The organism is Pseudidiomarina homiensis, assembly GCF_003987225.1.
GTDB classification, from domain to species: domain Bacteria; phylum Pseudomonadota; class Gammaproteobacteria; order Enterobacterales; family Alteromonadaceae; genus Pseudidiomarina; species Pseudidiomarina homiensis.
Window position 1 is genome coordinate 722,361 of record NZ_PIPX01000001.1, and the last position, 17,200, is coordinate 739,560.

Annotated in this window: 20 protein-coding genes; 8 read left to right on the forward strand and 12 right to left on the reverse strand. The window is 48.9% G+C overall.

Annotated elements, in window-relative coordinates; genetic code table 11:
• Positions 1–74: 74 nt before the first annotated feature.
• The 4 genes from frr to rpsB all read right to left on the reverse strand — a co-directional run bounded on the left by frr (position 75) and on the right by rpsB (position 3,191).
• Positions 75–596, reverse strand: coding sequence for a ribosome recycling factor (frr, locus tag CWI70_RS03405; RefSeq protein ID WP_373567120.1), 522 nt, complete (start codon positions 594–596; stop codon positions 75–77).
• A 63-nt stretch (positions 597–659) separates the two neighbouring features.
• The gene (gene pyrH / locus CWI70_RS03410) at positions 660–1,406 is read right to left on the reverse strand and encodes a UMP kinase (protein ID WP_126770578.1); all 747 of its coding nucleotides are present in this window, start codon (positions 1,404–1,406) and stop codon (positions 660–662) included.
• Positions 1,407–1,551: 145 nt separating this feature from the next.
• Positions 1,552–2,430 carry a translation elongation factor Ts gene (gene tsf, locus CWI70_RS03415; RefSeq protein WP_126770579.1) on the reverse strand — a complete coding sequence of 293 codons (879 nt, stop codon included), beginning with the start codon at positions 2,428–2,430 and terminating at the stop codon, positions 1,552–1,554.
• A gap of 26 nt (positions 2,431–2,456) precedes the next feature.
• Positions 2,457–3,191 carry a 30S ribosomal protein S2 gene (gene rpsB, locus CWI70_RS03420; RefSeq protein WP_126770581.1) on the reverse strand — a complete coding sequence of 245 codons (735 nt, stop codon included), beginning with the start codon at positions 3,189–3,191 and terminating at the stop codon, positions 2,457–2,459.
• A 280-nt stretch (positions 3,192–3,471) separates the two neighbouring features.
• On the opposite strand from rpsB, the gene map reads away from it, so the two are divergent.
• From map to dapD, 3 genes are read left to right on the forward strand one after another with little or no spacing between them, the layout of a single operon-like run.
• Positions 3,472–4,266 carry a type I methionyl aminopeptidase gene (map, locus tag CWI70_RS03425; RefSeq protein WP_126770582.1) on the forward strand — a complete coding sequence of 265 codons (795 nt, stop codon included), beginning with the start codon at positions 3,472–3,474 and terminating at the stop codon, positions 4,264–4,266.
• Positions 4,266–6,887, forward strand: a complete 2,622-nt coding sequence (gene glnD, locus CWI70_RS03430) for a [protein-PII] uridylyltransferase (RefSeq protein ID WP_126770584.1) — start codon at positions 4,266–4,268, stop codon at positions 6,885–6,887. Before map ends, glnD begins: the two co-directional genes overlap by 1 nt.
• Positions 6,888–6,896: 9 nt before the next feature.
• The gene (gene dapD, locus CWI70_RS03435; RefSeq protein ID WP_126770586.1) at positions 6,897–7,721 is read left to right on the forward strand and encodes a 2,3,4,5-tetrahydropyridine-2,6-dicarboxylate N-succinyltransferase; all 825 of its coding nucleotides are present in this window, start codon (positions 6,897–6,899) and stop codon (positions 7,719–7,721) included.
• Here the strand turns inward: dapD and truC are convergent.
• Both truC and CWI70_RS03445 read right to left on the reverse strand, forming a co-directional pair.
• On the reverse strand, positions 7,704–8,483 hold the full coding sequence (gene truC, locus CWI70_RS03440) for a tRNA pseudouridine(65) synthase TruC (RefSeq protein ID WP_420849335.1): 780 nt from the start codon (positions 8,481–8,483) through the stop codon (positions 7,704–7,706). The two genes, dapD and truC, sit on opposite strands and share 18 nt — an antisense overlap.
• Positions 8,440–8,784 (reverse strand): YqcC family protein, encoded by a 345-nt coding sequence (locus CWI70_RS03445; RefSeq protein ID WP_126770590.1) that lies wholly within the window; start codon positions 8,782–8,784, stop codon positions 8,440–8,442. The genes truC and CWI70_RS03445 overlap by 44 nt, the downstream gene beginning before the upstream one ends.
• Before the next feature lie 73 nt (positions 8,785–8,857).
• Here CWI70_RS03445 and CWI70_RS03450 point away from each other — a divergent pair, with 73 nt between their 5' ends.
• Together CWI70_RS03450 and CWI70_RS03455 are read left to right on the forward strand one after the other, a co-directional pair.
• Positions 8,858–9,895: a DUF3549 family protein gene (locus CWI70_RS03450; protein ID WP_157980857.1), complete on the forward strand. Its 1,038-nt coding sequence runs from the start codon at positions 8,858–8,860 to the stop codon at positions 9,893–9,895.
• Positions 9,885–10,193 (forward strand): DUF3301 domain-containing protein, encoded by a 309-nt coding sequence (locus tag CWI70_RS03455; protein WP_126770594.1) that lies wholly within the window; start codon positions 9,885–9,887, stop codon positions 10,191–10,193. The genes CWI70_RS03450 and CWI70_RS03455 overlap by 11 nt, the downstream gene beginning before the upstream one ends.
• On the opposite strand, the gene CWI70_RS03460 is transcribed toward CWI70_RS03455, so the two are convergent.
• Genes CWI70_RS03460 through CWI70_RS03470 form a run of 3 tightly spaced genes read right to left on the reverse strand, consistent with a single transcriptional unit; the run spans position 10,172 to position 11,793 of the window.
• Complete coding sequence (locus CWI70_RS03460) at positions 10,172–10,504, reverse strand: Mpo1-like protein (RefSeq protein ID WP_126770595.1); 333 nt, start codon at positions 10,502–10,504, stop codon at positions 10,172–10,174. The two genes, CWI70_RS03455 and CWI70_RS03460, sit on opposite strands and share 22 nt — an antisense overlap.
• Positions 10,497–11,165, reverse strand: coding sequence for a GNAT family N-acetyltransferase (locus tag CWI70_RS03465; RefSeq protein ID WP_126770597.1), 669 nt, complete (start codon positions 11,163–11,165; stop codon positions 10,497–10,499). The genes CWI70_RS03460 and CWI70_RS03465 overlap by 8 nt, the downstream gene beginning before the upstream one ends.
• 58 nt (positions 11,166–11,223) lie before the next feature.
• A complete protein-coding gene (locus CWI70_RS03470; protein ID WP_126770599.1) occupies positions 11,224–11,793 on the reverse strand; it encodes a SecY-interacting protein Syd in 570 nt (189 codons plus the stop codon).
• A 126-nt stretch (positions 11,794–11,919) separates the two neighbouring features.
• Between CWI70_RS03470 and queF the strand changes: the two genes are divergently transcribed.
• From queF to CWI70_RS03485, 3 genes are read left to right on the forward strand one after another with little or no spacing between them, the layout of a single operon-like run.
• Positions 11,920–12,762, forward strand: a complete 843-nt coding sequence (gene queF / locus CWI70_RS03475; RefSeq protein ID WP_126770601.1) for an NADPH-dependent 7-cyano-7-deazaguanine reductase QueF — start codon at positions 11,920–11,922, stop codon at positions 12,760–12,762.
• Positions 12,763–12,794: 32 nt separating this feature from the next.
• A complete protein-coding gene (gene ppnN, locus CWI70_RS03480; protein ID WP_126770603.1) occupies positions 12,795–14,150 on the forward strand; it encodes a nucleotide 5'-monophosphate nucleosidase PpnN in 1,356 nt (451 codons plus the stop codon).
• 19 nt (positions 14,151–14,169) lie between these two features.
• Positions 14,170–14,544, forward strand: coding sequence for a DUF3192 domain-containing protein (locus CWI70_RS03485; RefSeq protein WP_126770605.1), 375 nt, complete (start codon positions 14,170–14,172; stop codon positions 14,542–14,544).
• Positions 14,545–14,553: 9 nt separating this feature from the next.
• Here CWI70_RS03485 and rlmM read toward each other — a convergent pair whose 3' ends face one another.
• Genes rlmM through CWI70_RS03500 form a run of 3 tightly spaced genes read right to left on the reverse strand, consistent with a single transcriptional unit; the run spans position 14,554 to position 17,199 of the window.
• Complete coding sequence (gene rlmM / locus CWI70_RS03490; RefSeq protein ID WP_126770607.1) at positions 14,554–15,645, reverse strand: 23S rRNA (cytidine(2498)-2'-O)-methyltransferase RlmM; 1,092 nt, start codon at positions 15,643–15,645, stop codon at positions 14,554–14,556.
• A gap of 26 nt (positions 15,646–15,671) precedes the next feature.
• Positions 15,672–16,304, reverse strand: a complete 633-nt coding sequence (locus CWI70_RS03495; RefSeq protein WP_126770608.1) for an alpha/beta family hydrolase — start codon at positions 16,302–16,304, stop codon at positions 15,672–15,674.
• Positions 16,297–17,199: a transcriptional regulator GcvA gene (locus tag CWI70_RS03500; protein WP_198677674.1), complete on the reverse strand. Its 903-nt coding sequence runs from the start codon at positions 17,197–17,199 to the stop codon at positions 16,297–16,299. The genes CWI70_RS03495 and CWI70_RS03500 overlap by 8 nt, the downstream gene beginning before the upstream one ends.
• Position 17,200 lies beyond the last annotated feature (1 nt).

A 17,200-nucleotide genomic window follows, 5' to 3' on the forward strand; every position in this document is an offset into this window, starting at 1 on the left:
GCCGTAAAATGAAAAACGCCGTGCGAGTGTAACCGAACACGGCGCTTAGAACCAATGACATCAAGCGTGAACGCTTAAACTTCCATCAAGTCTTTTTCTTTCTCAGCCAGCGCTTCATCGATTTTAGCCACATAGGTATCGGTGAGCTTTTGAATTTCTTCAGCTGCGCGACGTTCTTCGTCTTCGGTGATTTCTTTCTCTTTTAACAGCTCTTTCAGATCGCTATTGGCATCACGGCGAATATTGCGTACGGCAACACGCCCCTGCTCCGCTTCAGCGCGAACGATTTTCACTAAGTCGCGGCGACGTTCTTCTGTTAATGGCGGTAATGGAATCCGAATCACAGTGCCGGCAGCGGCAGGATTCAAACCTAGATCAGAGGTCATGATCGCCTTTTCAACAGCTTGGCTTGCCGACTTATCAAAGACCGTTAACGCTAAGGTGCGTGAGTCTTCGGTAGTGATATTCGCCAACTGTTTCAATGGCGTATCCACACCGTAGTAATTTACCATCACGCCATCAAGTAAACTCGGATGCGCACGACCGGTGCGAATTTTAGAAATTTGCGAGCGCAACGCTTCGACTGACTTTTCCATACGTTGCTTAGCATCTTGTTTGATTTCATTAATCACGGTGCTTTCCCTTATTGAATTCTTTGATTAAAGCTTCTCAAGCATTTCTTCGCTTGCAATTAAGGTACCCTCTTCAGTGCCCATAATTACAGAGCGCAGAGCGCCTGGCTTATTCATATTAAACACGCGAATCGGCAACTTATGGTCGCGTGCCAGCGTAAAGGCGGCTAGGTCCATCACTTTGAGTTGCTGTTGTAGGACGTCATTATAACTTATTTGCGAGTAGAGTTGTGCATTTGGATCTTGGTTTGGATCTGCTGAGTACACACCGTCGACTTTGGTTCCTTTTAAGACGAGTTCTGCTTCAATCTCGATACCACGCAAACATGCTGCTGAATCAGTTGTGAAAAATGGATTCCCCGTACCGGCACAGAAAATCACCACGCGACCAGATTTCAATAAACTAATCGCATCGGCCCAGTTGTAACTATCACAAACACCGTTAAGTTCAATCGCCGACATCAAGCGCGCGTTGACGAAAGCACGGTGCAGAGCATCGCGCATGGCAAGACCATTCATGACGGTCGCTAGCATGCCCATGTGGTCGCCCACCACACGATTCATTCCAGCTTTCGCTAAGCCTTCGCCACGGAACAAATTGCCGCCGCCGATAACAAGGCCTACCTGAACCCCTAGTTCAACCAGCTCCTTGATTTCATGTGCCATGCGATCAAGCACCTTGGCATCAATACCAAAGGGCTCATCGCCCATTAATGCTTCGCCACTCAGTTTCAATAAAATACGCCGATAAGCTGGCTTGGTCATTGCGGTCATTGTGGGTGCTCCTTGTTTAGCATGATGTGCAGCATGAATCGTAAAAATTAAGTGGTTTCACTTTACGCGAAAAAAAACCGCATCCCAACCGAGTGGGATGCGGTTTCTTAGTTCTGACTGTACGTCGTCGTTCGCGACATTGGCATTAAGCCTTTTTCGCAGCAGCCATTTGTGCTTGTACTTCAGCAGCGAAATCTTCAGATTTCTTCTCGATACCTTCACCAACTTCGAAACGTACGAAAGTCAGTACATCAGCACTCTTCTGCTTCAGCAAATCACCAACAGTGATTGAAGGGTCTTTCACGAAAGCTTGACCAGTTAAGCTGATCTCACCAGTGAATTTACGCATACGGCCTTCAACCATTTTTTCTGCGATTTCTTGTGGCTTGCCACTTTGCATTGCGATATCCAGCTGAATTTGACGCTCACGCTCAACAACTTCAGCGTCAACATCTTCAGGCTTCACGAATTGTGGCGCGCTTGCAGCAACGTGCATTGCCAAGTCTTTCGCCAATTCTTCGTCACCACCAGTAATCGCAACCAATACACCAATGCGGCCGCCATGAACGTAAGCTTCAACGAGGTCACCACCTTCAATGGTGATAACACGACGTACGTTCATGTTCTCGCCGATTTTGGCAACCAACGTTTCACGTACTTCTTCAACAGTACCGCCGTCGATTGCTGTAGCTTTCAGCTTTTCAACGTCAGTTTCTTTGTTAGCAAAAGCTGCGTCGATAACTTTGCCACCGAATGATAAGAAGTTCTCATCACGGGCAACGAAGTCAGTTTCACAGTTCAACTCAACCAAAGTACCTACGTTACCTTCAGTTTTCGTTAAAATTACGCCTTCGGCAGCTACACGACCAGCTTTCTTAGCTGCTTTCGCTTGACCGCTCTTACGCATGTTTTCGATTGCTGCTTCGATGTCACCATTGGTTTCTTGCAAAGCTTTTTTGCAATCCATCATGCCAGCGCCAGTGCGCTCGCGCAGTTCTTTTACCAGAGCTGCTGTAATAGCCATGTGTCAGTATCCTCTAATTGAGTAGCTTATTCAGTTTCGTCTGCTGCAACGAAGTCGTCTGCATTACCTTCGGCAGGTACTGCGCCACGAGCGTCGTTCACTGCTGCTGCAGCGGCATTCAAATACAACTGTACCGCACGGATAGCGTCGTCGTTACCTGGGATAACGTAATCAACGCCGTCTGGGTTAGAGTTAGTATCAACCACTGAAATGACAGGGATGCCAAGGTTGTTCGCTTCTTTAATTGCGATGTGCTCGTGGTCAGCGTCGATAACAAACAATACGTCTGGCAAGCCAGCCATATCCTTGATACCGCCCAAGCTCTTCTCAAGCTTTTCCATTTCACGAGTGTTTACCAAAGCTTCTTTCTTGGTCAACTTCTCGAAAGTACCGTCTTGGCTCATTGTCTCAAGCTCTTTCAAACGCTTGATTGACTGACGAACGGTCTTCCAGTTGGTCAACATACCACCCAACCAACGATGGTTTACATAAAACTGGTTACAGCTTACTGCAGCTTCTTTAACTGATTCTGCAGCGGCACGCTTGGTACCAACAAACAAGATTTTACCTTTGTTCGAAGCAACGTGCTGCAAGTAGTTCAACGCATCGTTGAACATTGGCACGGTTTTTTCCAAGTTGATGATGTGGATTTTATTACGAGCGCCGAAAATAAACGGTTTCATTTTCGGGTTCCAGAAGCGGGTTTGGTGGCCAAAGTGCACACCAGCTTTCAGCATATCACGCATTGATACGTTTGCCATGATTCTCTTTCCTTTTTAAGGGGTTATGCCTCCATACATCCCATAGTTCGACCCTTAGCTTGCAGCTTCGAGCACCCCGACCTATGTGTCGATGTATGTGTGTGGTTTAGTTAATTACTCGTTATGCAATCGAAATTGCGGGCGCTTTATACCACGAAAAGCCCCGCGCACGCAAGTTTTTACTGGTGTTTTTGACTTCCCCGCAGCGCCCCTAAATGCTATCCTTTGCGCCATTCAATGACGACGAACCACAGGTTCTTATTAATAGATAGGACGAGGCATGAGTATTAGCATTAAAACGCCTGATGAAATCGAAAAGATGCGCGCGGCAGGTAAACTTGCAGCTAGTGTGCTGGAAATGATTGAGCCACACATTAAGGCGGGCGTCACCACTGAAGAGCTCGACAAAATTTGTCACGATTACATCATTGCGCACAATGCTTATCCGGCGCCGCTTAATTATCATGGTTTCCCGAAGTCCGTATGCACTTCTTTGAATCATGTGGTTTGCCACGGCATTCCGAATGAGAAGCCACTGAAGGACGGCGACATTCTCAACCTTGATGTCACCGTGAAGCTTGACGGTTACCACGGCGATACATCGAAGATGTTCGTGGTTGGCAAGCCCAGCATTCTTGCTGAACGACTCATTCGCGTTACGCAGGAGTCACTTTACAAAGCTATTAAGATGGTGCGGCCTGGCCTGCGTACCGGCGATTTTGCGGCAGTCATTCAACAGCACGCCGAGCAACACGGTTATTCCATTGTCCGCGAGTACTGCGGTCACGGTATTGGTGCTGTTTTTCATGAAGAACCGCAAATACTCCATTACGGCACAGCAGGCACCGGCGATGTGCTTGAAGCAGGAATGTGTTTCACCATTGAGCCTATGGTTAACGCCGGTAAACGCCACACAAAATTGCTGCGTGACGGTTGGACCGTGCTGACCAAAGATCGGAGCCTGAGTGCTCAGTGGGAACATACTTTACTGGTCACTGAAACTGGGGTTGAAGTTTTAACCTTGCGTAGTGACGAAGACCTTCCGCGTGTCATCGAGCACGCTGCCGCCTCTTAATGCTAATGAAGCGTTCAGTCGCTGACATTGCTTGGCCTGATCCGATTACGGTGACGGCCGGGCGTGACTGTTTAACACGCTACCAAGATTGGTCGGCTGAAGCTTTTGTCACAGCCGACATCGAGAGTTTGTTAACGGACCGCGCCGCATTTATTGATGAACTGCTGCAACACTTGTGGCAACAACTTGCTCTCCCTGAACAGGGACTCGCACTTATCGCCGTCGGCGGTTACGGTCGTGGCACTTTACACCCCCATTCTGATATTGATTTGCTGTTTCTTTTTCAAGGTGATTTAACGCCTACTACCGAAGAACGCATTCGTCATTACATTCAGCTGCTTTGGGATTTGCGCTTGGACGTTGGCCACAGTGTCCGCACCATTGAAGATTGCGCCCGTGAAGCCAAAGCTGATGCCAGTGTCGCGACGAGCATGCTCGAGCAACGGTTTATTGTTGGCGATGCCGACCAAGAACATGCGTTGCGACAGTTTTTGCACACTGAGTTTCCGTGGAGCAGTGATCAGTTCTATCACGCCAAACTCGACGAGCAAAACCAGCGTCACCTGCACTACCACGGCACGGCTTATAACCTTGAGCCGAATATCAAAAGCAGCCCCGGCGGCTTACGTGATATTCAAACCATTGGCTGGATCGCCAAGCGCCACTTCCACACCCAGAGTGATGAGAGTTTGGTGCAATATAACTTTATCAGTGCCGCAGAACTGCTCGAATTGCGCGAATCACAAGAGTTCTTGTGGCGGATCCGCTTTGCGCTGCATCTCGAAGCCGATAAAAAAGAAGATCGCTTACTCTTCGATTACCAACCCGCGGTGGCCGCTCGGTTAGGCTATAACGAATCTGGCAAAGCCGCTGTTGAAGCCATGATGAAGGACTTCTTTAACGCAATGGTCGGCGTCAGCGAGCTGAATGACATGTTATTGCAGTTTTTTGCGCAAACGATACTCAGCGACGCAAAAGATTTGCAACGCTACGCCATCGATGACCAGTTTAAGGTGCTTGGCGAGAGTATCGCTGCACAACACGATGAAGTGTTCCAAAACCCGCGCGCCCTACTCGATTTTTTCTTAGCGATCGCCGAGCATTCCGAGATTCGTTATGTGCGCGCGCACACCATTCGCTTGTTACGCAACGCAAGGCGCGAACTTACGCACCCGTTAAGCGATATCCCCGAATGTCGCGAGCGTTTCATGCAACTGCTGCGCCATCCACGTGGTTGTGGCTTAGCCTTCAAACTTATGCACAAACACAAGATTTTGGCCCATTATTTACCACAATGGGCGCAAATCGTCGGACAGATGCAATTTGACTTGTTTCATGCCTACACTGTCGACGAACACACCTATCGTTTAGTGCGTAATTTGTATCGCTATAACGGCCCGGAAGCTGAAGAAGAGTTTCCGCTTTGTGCCAAAATCATCGCTTCAATGGCTAAACCAGAACTCCTCTACCTAGCCGGGATTTTTCATGACATTGCCAAGGGCCGCGGTGGTGATCATTCCGAGCTAGGCGAACATGACGCACGAAATTTTGGCTTACAACACGGACTTGATGAAGCAGATACCGATTTAGTTGCGTGGCTAGTGCGGCAGCACTTATATATGTCAGTCACTGCGCAAAAACGCGACATCCATGACCCCGAGGTCATTGAAGAATTTGCCAACAAAGTAGGCAATCAACAACGACTCGACTACCTTTACTGCCTCACCGTTGCCGATATCCGCGCCACCAACAGCAGTCTGTGGAATAACTGGAAAGCGACGTTGCTGGAAAACTTGTATTTAGCGACCCAACGCTACCTTGAACAACAACAGCCTTCACCACAGCGAGAAATGCGGCAACGCATCCACCAGCATCAACAACATGCCATGGCGCTTTTATTGAGCGCCGGTTTTGAGGTACAAGAAATACAGGAACTTTGGTCGCGCTTCACTGCGGATTACTTTTTACGCCATCAACCTGAACAGATAGCTTGGCACTCACAATACATCTTGAATGTGAGTGACGATGACCTGTTACCTCTTATTTTGGTTGGCGATGAGAACCGCCAAGGCACTACCGAGCTCTTTATTTATCACCTTGAACATGAACATTTGTTTGCCGAAGTTGCGGCAGTACTGGATCACCAAAATTTAAGCATTCATGATGCCCAGATCCTTGCTACCCGTGACGGCTTTGTTATGGACACCTTCGTCGTCTTACAGGAAGACGGGGAACCATTGACCGATGCACGCCGCATCGAAGCCTTGAAGCAAGAGCTACATGATGTGCTGCGCGGCCGAGCCGCAGCGCCGAATACGCAACGGCGATTACCACGGCGCTTACGGAGTTTTCAGGTGCAGACCAAAGTCGAGTTCGTGCCTTCACGTAATGCGCGACGTACCGCCTTTGAGTTAACGGCGCTTGATCGCCCTGGACTCGTCGCCCAAGTCGCCCGCGTATTACAAGAGCTTGATTTGAATATTCTAACCGCGAAAATATCCACCGTTGGCGAACAAGCCGAAGACTTATTTATTGTTGCGACTGAAGCAAATACCGCATTAGACGAACAACAACGCATACAATTGCGTAAACAGATTATTGCCACACTCGATCATAATTAAGGAATCCCCATGAATGACTTAAAGGGCCGTATTGAAAGCGCCTTTGATAACCGTAATGAGCTTTCTCCCAAGCAGGTACCTGCGCAATTGCGCAAGGATCTGGAACAGGTCATCGAAGCGATCGACCAAGGCGAGCTGCGTGTGGCAGAACCTCAAGATGGTCAATGGGTGGTCAATGAATGGCTTAAGAAAGCAGTGCTCTTGTCATTCCGAATCAATGATAACCATCTAATGAATGGCGGTGAAACCCGCTTTTTCGACAAAGTTGACAGTAAATTCATTGGTTACGATGATGCCCGTTTCCGCGCCGAGGGAATGCGTGTGGTACCGCCAGCGATGGTACGTAAAGGCGCCTTTATCGGCCGCAATGTTGTCTTGATGCCGTCCTACGTGAATATTGGCGCATTTGTTGACGAAGGTACCATGGTCGACACTTGGGCAACCGTTGGTTCTTGCGCGCAAATTGGCAAAAATGTTCATTTATCTGGCGGTGTGGGCATTGGTGGTGTGTTAGAACCCTTACAAGCAAACCCCACCATCATTGAAGACAACTGCTTCATTGGTGCCCGTTCAGAAATCGTCGAAGGCGTTATCGTCGAGCGAGGCGCGGTGATCTCGATGGGCGTTTACATTGGTCAAAGTACTCGTATTTATGACCGCGAAACCGGTGAAATCCATTACGGCCGCGTCCCCGCTGGTGCTGTTGTAGTGCCTGGAACACTACCAAGTGCAGACGGCAGTTACAGCCTCTATGCGGCAATCATCGTGAAGAAAGTCGACGAAAAAACGCGCGCGAAAGTAGGTATCAACGAATTGCTACGCGCCGCCGAGTAAACGTTGATCAAGTGCATCTACGGCATTAAATGCACATAAAAAATCTTGCGGAACAGGCAGTTGTAACGCAACTGCCTGTTTTGTGTGAGGGTGCTGAAAAGTAAGTCCAGTCGCGGCAAGCAGTAGTCGATGACAGCCAAAATGCTCACGAAAGAACTTATTGTGGCGACCGTCACCATGATGCGTATCGCCTACAATCGGATGGCGCAAATGCGCCATGTGCCGCCGTAGTTGATGTTTACGCCCAGTCTGGGGCCGTAATTCCATTAATGAATAACGACTCGTTTGATGTTTTTTGCTGACGGCGTAGGGCAACTCGACTTGACGCAAACAACGATAAACCGTTACGGCAGGCTGCGCGGCTTTATCTTGATCTGCAAATTTATCAGCAATTTTATCCAGCTCCTCACGCAACGGGTAATCCAAAACACCGTCAGCAAGATAGCCGCGAACCACGGCATGGTAACGCTTTTCAACCCGCCGTTCAGTAAACTCAGCCGTTAATGCTCGAGCCGTGTCCGCAGCTTTGGCAAACAGCAGCAGACCAGAAGTAGGACGGTCTAAGCGGTGAGCGGGAAAAACATGTTGACCGATTTGATCGCGTAGCTTTTGCAACGCGAATTCACGCGCATCCTTGGCCAACCAACTACGATGGACTAAAAGACCACTCGGCTTGTCGATGACAATTAAATGCTCGTCTTCAAAAACAACATTTAAATCAGACATCTTCGGCGAGTGGATCGGCACCGCTGAGTACGACATCAAATTCACGTAGAATCGTGATCAAACCTTCATGGTTTTCCAATTCATGACGATACACATGAGCTGCCATGGGACTTACTGCAATATTCTGCGGCAACGGATGTTCACCATCGATCATATCCCACATGCGCGGCAGCATGATAAACTGCAACCACTGATGAAAATCGAGTTTATCAACCGCAAACGGCTCGCTGCTTTGCAGCTCATGCGGCGCGGGACAATCGTTTTGCCATAATCCTAAGCAATTTAACTCTGCTTCAAGGCGTTCGAGTAAACGTGCTGCACGTTGTCGTTGGTCCATCACTACCTCCACGACCATTTAATCGTTATAATGGCGCACATCTTTCAGCAAAATGTCCTGTGATGCAAGTCCAATGAGCATTTCTACCCTCTCGCAATTATTACGTGAAAGTCAAAGTGACTACCTTTGTTATGACCTTGGCCGCCGTGTACAAGCGATTCATACCACTGAATTCAATGCCATAGAGCGCCAACAAGCGCCCTATCCTTACCCAGTTCAAGGGCACGCGTGTTTCGCGTTAATTTTCTGGCCACAGCAGAGCAAACCAGAGCAAGAGCCGTTTTTATGGTTTCTGAAGTTTCCGCTTGATGAGCGCGGACTGCTCGAACAGGCAGCTGTGCAGGAATACCTTACCTCGGTGATCACTTTGCTTGGTCAGCAAATCACTCATGCCTTAACCGAGGAACAAGAGCAACAACTCCAACAAAGTCCTTATTTGTTTACGCCAGCGGAAGAAAAGCGTGCCGCGCTCCATGCGCAACTCAGTTTGCGTTGGCAGCGGCCGCCCTCAGTTCATTTCGAGTTGGCGCAGACCGCACTTGCGCAACCTGAACATTGGCAGCAAGTTGGCGTGCAGGGGTTACATGATGTCGCGGCACGGTTGGCGGAATTACCGGCCACCCAAACCGCGCTTATTGAACACTTTGACAGTTATCCTGCGCCCTTGCGGCAAGCCGCCGCCATAGCGCTCGAACACCAACAATTGCCTAGTTCGTTGGTTACTGCTTTAGCAACCAAAGTCGCTAACCTCCAAACAGGAGAGGTTCGCGCTGATCTACTGCGAAGCCTCGCTGGCAGCGCTACTACCGAAGCAGTTCAACAGGCTGTTCAGCAAGTGCTTGCCAACGCCAGTGTTGACGAATGTGTCATCTGTTGCGCCCGTTTGTGGCAAGCTTTTGACCCGTTGTACACACCTCATCTGAAGCTAGAACTATTGCTCACGGCACTTGCCCAGCATGATAACAAGATTTTTGCCGCATTGGTCACTGACCTCTTGCGCCTGCCGATGTTGCGGCCTCACCTGCTTGTGACCTTGCAACGCGATGACTTAGCTCAGCCGATTCGTCAGGCATGGCAAGGTTTTATTAGTGGAGCTACACATGCTAAGTGATGCGATCGTACTGATCGCGGTTGGCTTTATTGCTTTGTTGTTTTGGCAAGGACGGCGCCAAGCTGAGCTCGCCCGTGGGCATGCTCAGCGCTATTGCCAACAACACCAACTGCAGTTTCTCGATATTGCTTGGCAAGGGGGAAAATTCACCCGATCAGGCCGTCATTGGGGGTGGTTAAGTCGCTACCAATTTGCCTTTAGCAGCGACCGTGAACATCGGTACGAAGGGGAAATCACCATGCTCAATTTGCGCCTACAAAAAGTCGATACTCCAGTCTATCGCTTACCAGACGATTGAGACTTTCCGCCTCGGAATAAGCGCGCCCAGAATTCAGCGTACATCACCCAGTCGCCCAACAAGGAATACCAAGGGTGTTTAAACGTGGCGGGTTTATTATGCTCAAAAAAGAAATGGCCGATCCAAGCAAAGCCATAACCTGCGACGGGGATCCACAGCAACCAAAGCCACTGCTGAAAAACGATCGCCGCGGCAATAATCAACAACACCAAGGTACTGCCAATATAGTGCGTGGCACGACAACGCGGGTCACTGTGTTCCGCTAGGTAATACGGGTAAAATTCGCGAAACGAATGAAATGTTTTAGCCATGTGCCACCTCAGTTGTTGTTGCGGGAGCAAAAAAAAGCTCACCACTTACGGCACCAATCTGTAACGTATTCACTCGCTTAAAACCATGGGTTGCAAACAGGTTTTCATGGTGTGGCTGCGTAATAAGTACAGCGATACCTTGTGATTGCGGGGCATCTTCGAGTGCCTGTTGCGCCGCGCGCACTAACATATCACCCCAACCTTGCTGCTGATAACGTGGATTTACCGCTATGAACGCCAACATATGGTAATTCTCTAAGCCCAGCTCCTGAGCGATCGCAGTTTGGATAATTTCTTCTTTTTCAACCAATTGCTTGGTGCTTACATAGCCGGCGGTAAGCAGCATCTTCAAACGCCAATGCCAGTAGCGGCCTGGCCCAAAGCTTTTCCCAGGCTCGGTGAGACAAACCACACCAAGCAGACTGTCGCCATCAAACAATCCAATCATCGGCTGATCGGCTTCCCAAAACGCATGTAACTCTTCACGAATGGCAGCTCGCAGGCGTTTTTCATAATCTACTTTTTCGGCCTGAAACAACGACATAAGCAACTCGTCGTCATGATAAGCGAGATACAGCAATGAAGCTGCGTATTTTAGGTCTTCCGCCACTAAATAGCGCAGTTCACCTTGGAGTTCTATAGCGGTAGCTGTTGTTGTCATTTTATGCACCCTTACCCAAGTTGTGCTCAACTTATGTTGGCAATCTAGTGCTTACAAATTAGCCCATCCCCGTTGGGTTTTCTACCACTCTCGGAGTAGATTCACTTAAAAAGTCCGCTAAGCTCTCAGCTAAGATTTCATGATGTGGCTTACCAACGAACTCCAAACCCACGGCACCCGTTGCATTATCTAAGGTAATGAGCAAATCTTCGGACTCTTCCGCTAAGCCTAAGAACAGTGTAATCGGTTGTTTCAAACGCCGTTTCATCAGAACATGCCCAGCTTGGTTCGCCAACATACGCTCGGCATCTTCGGCGCAATGCATGTGTAAAAGCCATAGCGGATGTTGCTGCCACAACACGGCTAAATCGGCACTATACCAACGCGAAAAATAGGCTTTAAAGTCCTCATGGAAGGGTTCTTCGAGCGCATTCATGAGATCAGTAAAGTCAAGTGCTTCAGCTTGCCGTACGGGTTGCCAACGCACCGTGTCATCATTGCGTACAGCGCCTAAATAGATAGGTGCTTGCCATTCGTCATTGGCTTCGGTGACCAAGGCGACATCAGCGTCTTGGTAAGCTTGTTGATAACGTTGAATAAGATCGTCTAATGCTGCAGTGATCGTCATGAATAGCTCTCGCGTAAAGAGTCAGCACACAAACTAGCATCTAGGTTGTGCTGGCGGTACAATGTCCGACTGGCTGAACGACAAGCCGGATACGAAACACGCAGTTTAACAAGGTATACGATTGCAATGAAGCACAGTTCTGCTGAACACCCCCTCGCCCACCTTAACTTGGGCCAAGCCACCGCTTATCCTGAACGTTATGATGCAAGCCTGCTGCAGGCAGTGCCACGGCAACTGAATCGTACGCCGATAGGTATTTTGGCAGGTGCAGCTTTACCTTTTAAAGGTACCGATTATTGGACGGGGTACGAACTGTCGTGGTTACAGCAAAACGGCTTACCACAGGTGGCGATTGGCTACTTTGAAGTCCCTGCCGATAGCCCGAATTTAATTGAATCGAAATCATTCAAGCTGTATTTAAACAGCTTCAATGCCAGTCGTTGGGAAAACTGGGAAGACGTTCAACAAACTTTAAGTCGTGACTTAACTGAGTGTGCTGGTGCTCCGGTAACGGTGCACTTGCATCCCTTACATGCGGAACAGCATCAGATTGGTCATTGGCATGCCACCTCGATCGACGACACCGGCGTCAGTATTGATTGTTACGATTACAATCCTGAGCTATTACAACCGGCAAGTCATGAACATGTCACGGAAACGCTCTACACTGACTTATTGAAATCGAACTGTTTGATCACCAACCAGCCTGATTGGGGATCGCTTTTTATTCATTATCGCGGGCAAGCCATCGACCACGCCAGTTTGCTGCGCTATATTGTTTCGTTTCGCAACCATAACGAGTTCCATGAACAATGCGTCGAACGTATTTTCATGGATCTTAGCCAACGCTTAGTTATTGAACAGCTGAGCGTCTATGCGCGGTACACGCGCCGAGGCGGACTGGACATCAATCCATTCCGCTCGAACTTTGAGGCGGCTCCGAACATGAACAGATTGAGTCGTCAGTAAGCATAAGAAGATAAAGAAGGAACGACAACAGAATGAGAATTACTATTTCTCCACGGGGCAGCATGAGCCTGCTCTCACAATTGGAAATTGACCGTTTACAACAATCCAGTGACGAACAACTCTATCGACTTTTTCGCAATTGTTGCTTAGCTGTGCTGAATGCCGGAAGTAACACCGACAGTAGTGAAGAAATTTTTAATAAATACGAAGACTTTGACGTTAATGTCATCAAGTGTGAACGTGGTGTCCAACTTGAACTGGTCAACCCTCCTGAAGAAGCCTTTGTTGATGGCAAGCTCATCGCGGGTATGCAAGAGTTAGTCGAAGCAGTCTTGCGCGACATTCTTTTTACCGGTGAACGGTACAACGCGCAAACCTTAGATAGTGCAGATACCCACACACTTACCCATGTGGTCTTCGATATTTTGCGCAATGCCCAAGTGGTTCAACCTAACTTAGAACCTAATATGATTGTCTGTTGGGGTGGTCACTCGATCAATGAAATCGAGTACAAGTACACCAAAGAAGTTGGCTATCACTTAGGTCTACGTGCGCTTAATATCTGCACAGGCTGTGGCCCTGGTGCTATGAAAGGTCCAATGAAAGGTGCCACCATCGGTCATGCCAAACAGCGTATCGCCGACGGTCGCTACTTAGGTTTTACTGAACCGGGCATCATTGCCGCAGAGCCGCCGAATCCTATCGTCAACGAGCTGGTGATCATGCCAGATATCGAAAAGCGCTTAGAAGCGTTTGTACGCTGTGCCCATGGTATCGTGATCTTCCCTGGTGGTGCTGGTACTGCAGAAGAATTGCTTTATATTCTCGGCATTTTAATGCACCCAGCCAACGACAAACAGGTCTTCCCTCTCGTATTGACTGGGCCAGCGAGTAGCAAAGGTTACTTTGAAGCGATTGACGACTTTGTCGTCGCCACGTTGGGCGAAGAAGCGCGCAAACTCTACACCATCATTATTGATGATCCTGTAGCGGTGGCGCGTCACATGTGCAATGCCACCCACGACGTGAAAGAATATCGTCGCGAAACCGGTGACTCCTATTGCTTCAACTGGACCCTGCACATTGATGAGCCGTTCCAACGGCCATTTGCACCCACTCACGAAAACGTGGCAAATTTGAACTTGCACCGTGAACAAGAGCCTCAGCTGCTTGCCGCTGACTTGCGTCGTGCCTTCTCGGCTATCGTTGCAGGTAACGTCAAAGATGAAGGTATTCGAGCCATTCGTGCTAATGGCGTGTTTGAAATTCACGGCGAAAAAGAGATGATGCGGAAGCTCGACGTGTTGTTGCAGGCATTCGTCGAACAAGGGCGGATGAAACTACCTGGTTCGGTCTATCATCCTTGTTATCGAGTTATTACGGATTAAGCATCAGCGAGGCGCAGTTATGTCAAAAATGATGAAAATCATTTTAATCGGGTTTGTTATCTACCTTGGGATAACTGCGCTTATTCTCGCTGTCTATCAAGCCGACCCTGACAATATGAGTTGGCAAGAGCGCGAAACTTTTAACCTAAAGCAAATTGGTCGTCTTGACTTAGGGATCCCTAAAGAAGAGGTGATTCGCTTGCTAGGTTCGCCAGATATTAGTGAAGCCAAGGCTACCAATGGTGGCGAGGAATTGCTCATTCTGTTCTACCGCACACACCACGTGAAGTCCGATGGCATCACCACCCGCGACGAATGCACACCGTTACTGTTTAAAAACGGTTCACTTATCGCTTGGGGCGCCGATGCTTACGAAGATTATCAAGAGTTCTAAACGAAACAGCTATAACCAACGAATGTGGACGGTGATCTCTTCACGATCGTGATAGAGCTGTTTCGCCTGTAATTCAAACTTACCGCGACCATGCTCTTGTAAGGTGTCTTTGATGTGCTGAAGATACTCAGCGACTGCCGCGTAACGACGTTTCATCGGTAATTTCAGGTTAAAAATAGCTTCCTTACAGTCCCCTTCAAGTAACCAGTCCGTCATCAACTCACCAACGCGCGCAGGTTTTTCAACCATATCGCAGACCAACCAAGTGACATTCTTCTTTTTCGGTCGAAATTTAAAACCATCTTCTTGAATGTGTTTTACCTGACCTGTATCCATCAGCGTTTCCGCCATGGGACCGTTATCGACCGCTTGCACCATCATTCCGCGACGCACGAGTTGATAGGTCCAGCCGCCTGGTGCGGCGCCAAGGTCAACAGCATTCATGCCTGAGGAGACCCGCTCTTCACGCTCGTGCGCCGGAACAAAAACTTGAAATGCCTCGTCGAGCTTCAACGTTGAGCGACTTGGTGCATCGCCAGGCATGCGCAAACGCGGAATGCCCATGAGCCAAGGTGATTGGTTAAAACTATACGAAAAGCCGAGCACCACTTCACTATTACTGATAAAAAACGCATGCAACGTCGGTCGCCGATCACTTTCCTTGGCAGTCATCCACCCCGCTTGGCGTAAGCCTTGACGTAATGGCACGGTAAACTTCCGACAAAATTTGGAAAGTTCTTTGCCAACGTTGGTGTCAGGCGTTTCAACGCGCAGGGAGCCCGCAGGTTTCACGCCCGCAAAGTTTTCTTGCACCGTATCATCAAGCAAGGCGAGCTGCAACGCGGATACACGGTCTTGACTAGGTAAGTCTTTCACTTCGGCGAGAATGGCAATGAATTGACGGGTAAAAATCAGCTCATTAAGTACTAGCTTTTTCGCTAAATGCTCGGCTTCTTCCGCCGCACAACGATAGATCACATAGCCCTGTTGCGCTTGCGTCTGACAATAGCCATAACTGCCGAGTAATCCGGTTTTCTCTTGGAGTTCCGCCGCACAATCGCTCTCAAAGCCAGGACGGCAATAGGCAATAATTCCACTCATTAAATTGTTCGTCCTTTGCTTAAGGTTCAGGCGTTTTGTGCAATAAAGGCACAAACGCGGTCAATCGCTGTTTGCCAAACTTCACGACGTTCAACGCCGCTGCGCTTGGTAGGTTCAAAGCTGTGATCACCATGGGCGAGCCAGTGTACCGCTACATTCGCTGGTAAGCTGTATTCTGCCACTTCCGCGGGCTTGCCAAAACCGTCACGCTCACCCTGTAAAATAAGGTTGTGAGCGCAGTGGTTATGCAAATCATCAAGGCGCAACTTGTCGGGTTTTCCTAACGGATGGAACGGGTAACCAAGGCCAATCGCTCCCTTTGCCCCCACGCTATCCGCAATCCGAAAGGCAACACGTGCGCCCATCGACTTTCCCATCACAAATAGCGGCTTATGGTCGTCAAATTGGGCGGCAACAGTCTGCATGCAATGTTCCAACTGCGGCATTGGATTCGGTGGGCGTCGTACACCCGAGTCCATAAACTTCTGCCAATAAGGGAAGTTGAAGCGCACAATATCAACATCGTGCAACGCCAAACCCAAGGCAAAGTACTGCATAAAGTCGCTTTGTAAGCCGGCTCCCGCGCCATGAGCAAACAACACTCGCACCTTGCCATCAGGGTTATCACGATGTATGGCCACGCGTTGTGCATCACTCATAGGCATCCTCTTCCTCTTCAACCACTTTCAACAGCCAGTTGCGAAAGGTGGCGATTTTACCTATTTCTGACTGAGAGTCACGACAAACCAGATAAAAAGATTTCTCGCGTGGCAACACTTCGGGGAACAATTGGATGAGATGACCGGCATCAATTTCAGGCTTCACCAAAACATTATTTGCCAAAGCAATGCCTTGCCCATGCACAGCGGCTTTAAGTGCTAAGTTCGAATGGCTAAACACGGGACCATTGTCGCCTTTGTTTTTATCAATCCCTACGAGCTTGAACCAATCTTTCCATGCATTGCGCGTTTCGTCATGCAACAAGGTGTGATCAAGTAAATCCTTAGGCTCGCGCAAAGGTTTAGGGCCGTTCAACAGCAAGGGTGAGCACACTGGCAGCAAATATTCGTTGTGTAACTTATAGGCTTTTAGTCCGGGCCACTTACCCGCACCGTAGTAAATCGCAACATCAACATCGTCGGTTAATGAACCATCTACTTCATCTACCGCCCGGATACGTACGTCAATTTCTGGATAAGCTTCGCGGAAGCGACTTAACCGTGGCACAAACCACAAGATAGCAAAGCTCGGTGGCAGACTGATAGTCAGCGAGCCTCGCTCCGAGGCGCTCTTCAAGCGTTCGGTCGCTTGTACGAGATGATCAAAGATTTCTTTAAGTTCAAGAAAGTAGGTCTGCCCTTCGGGGGTCAAGAGCAGTGAGCGGTTACGGCGGATAAAGAGCTTTACCCCCAAAAACTCCTCGAGCCCTTTCACTTGATGACTAACAGCAGCTTGCGTAACAAAAAGTTCGTCTGCAGCGCGGGTAAAACTCAGGTGCCGCGCTGCAGCTTCAAAAGCTTTTAGTGCATTTAATGGGGGTAATTTTCTCATTATC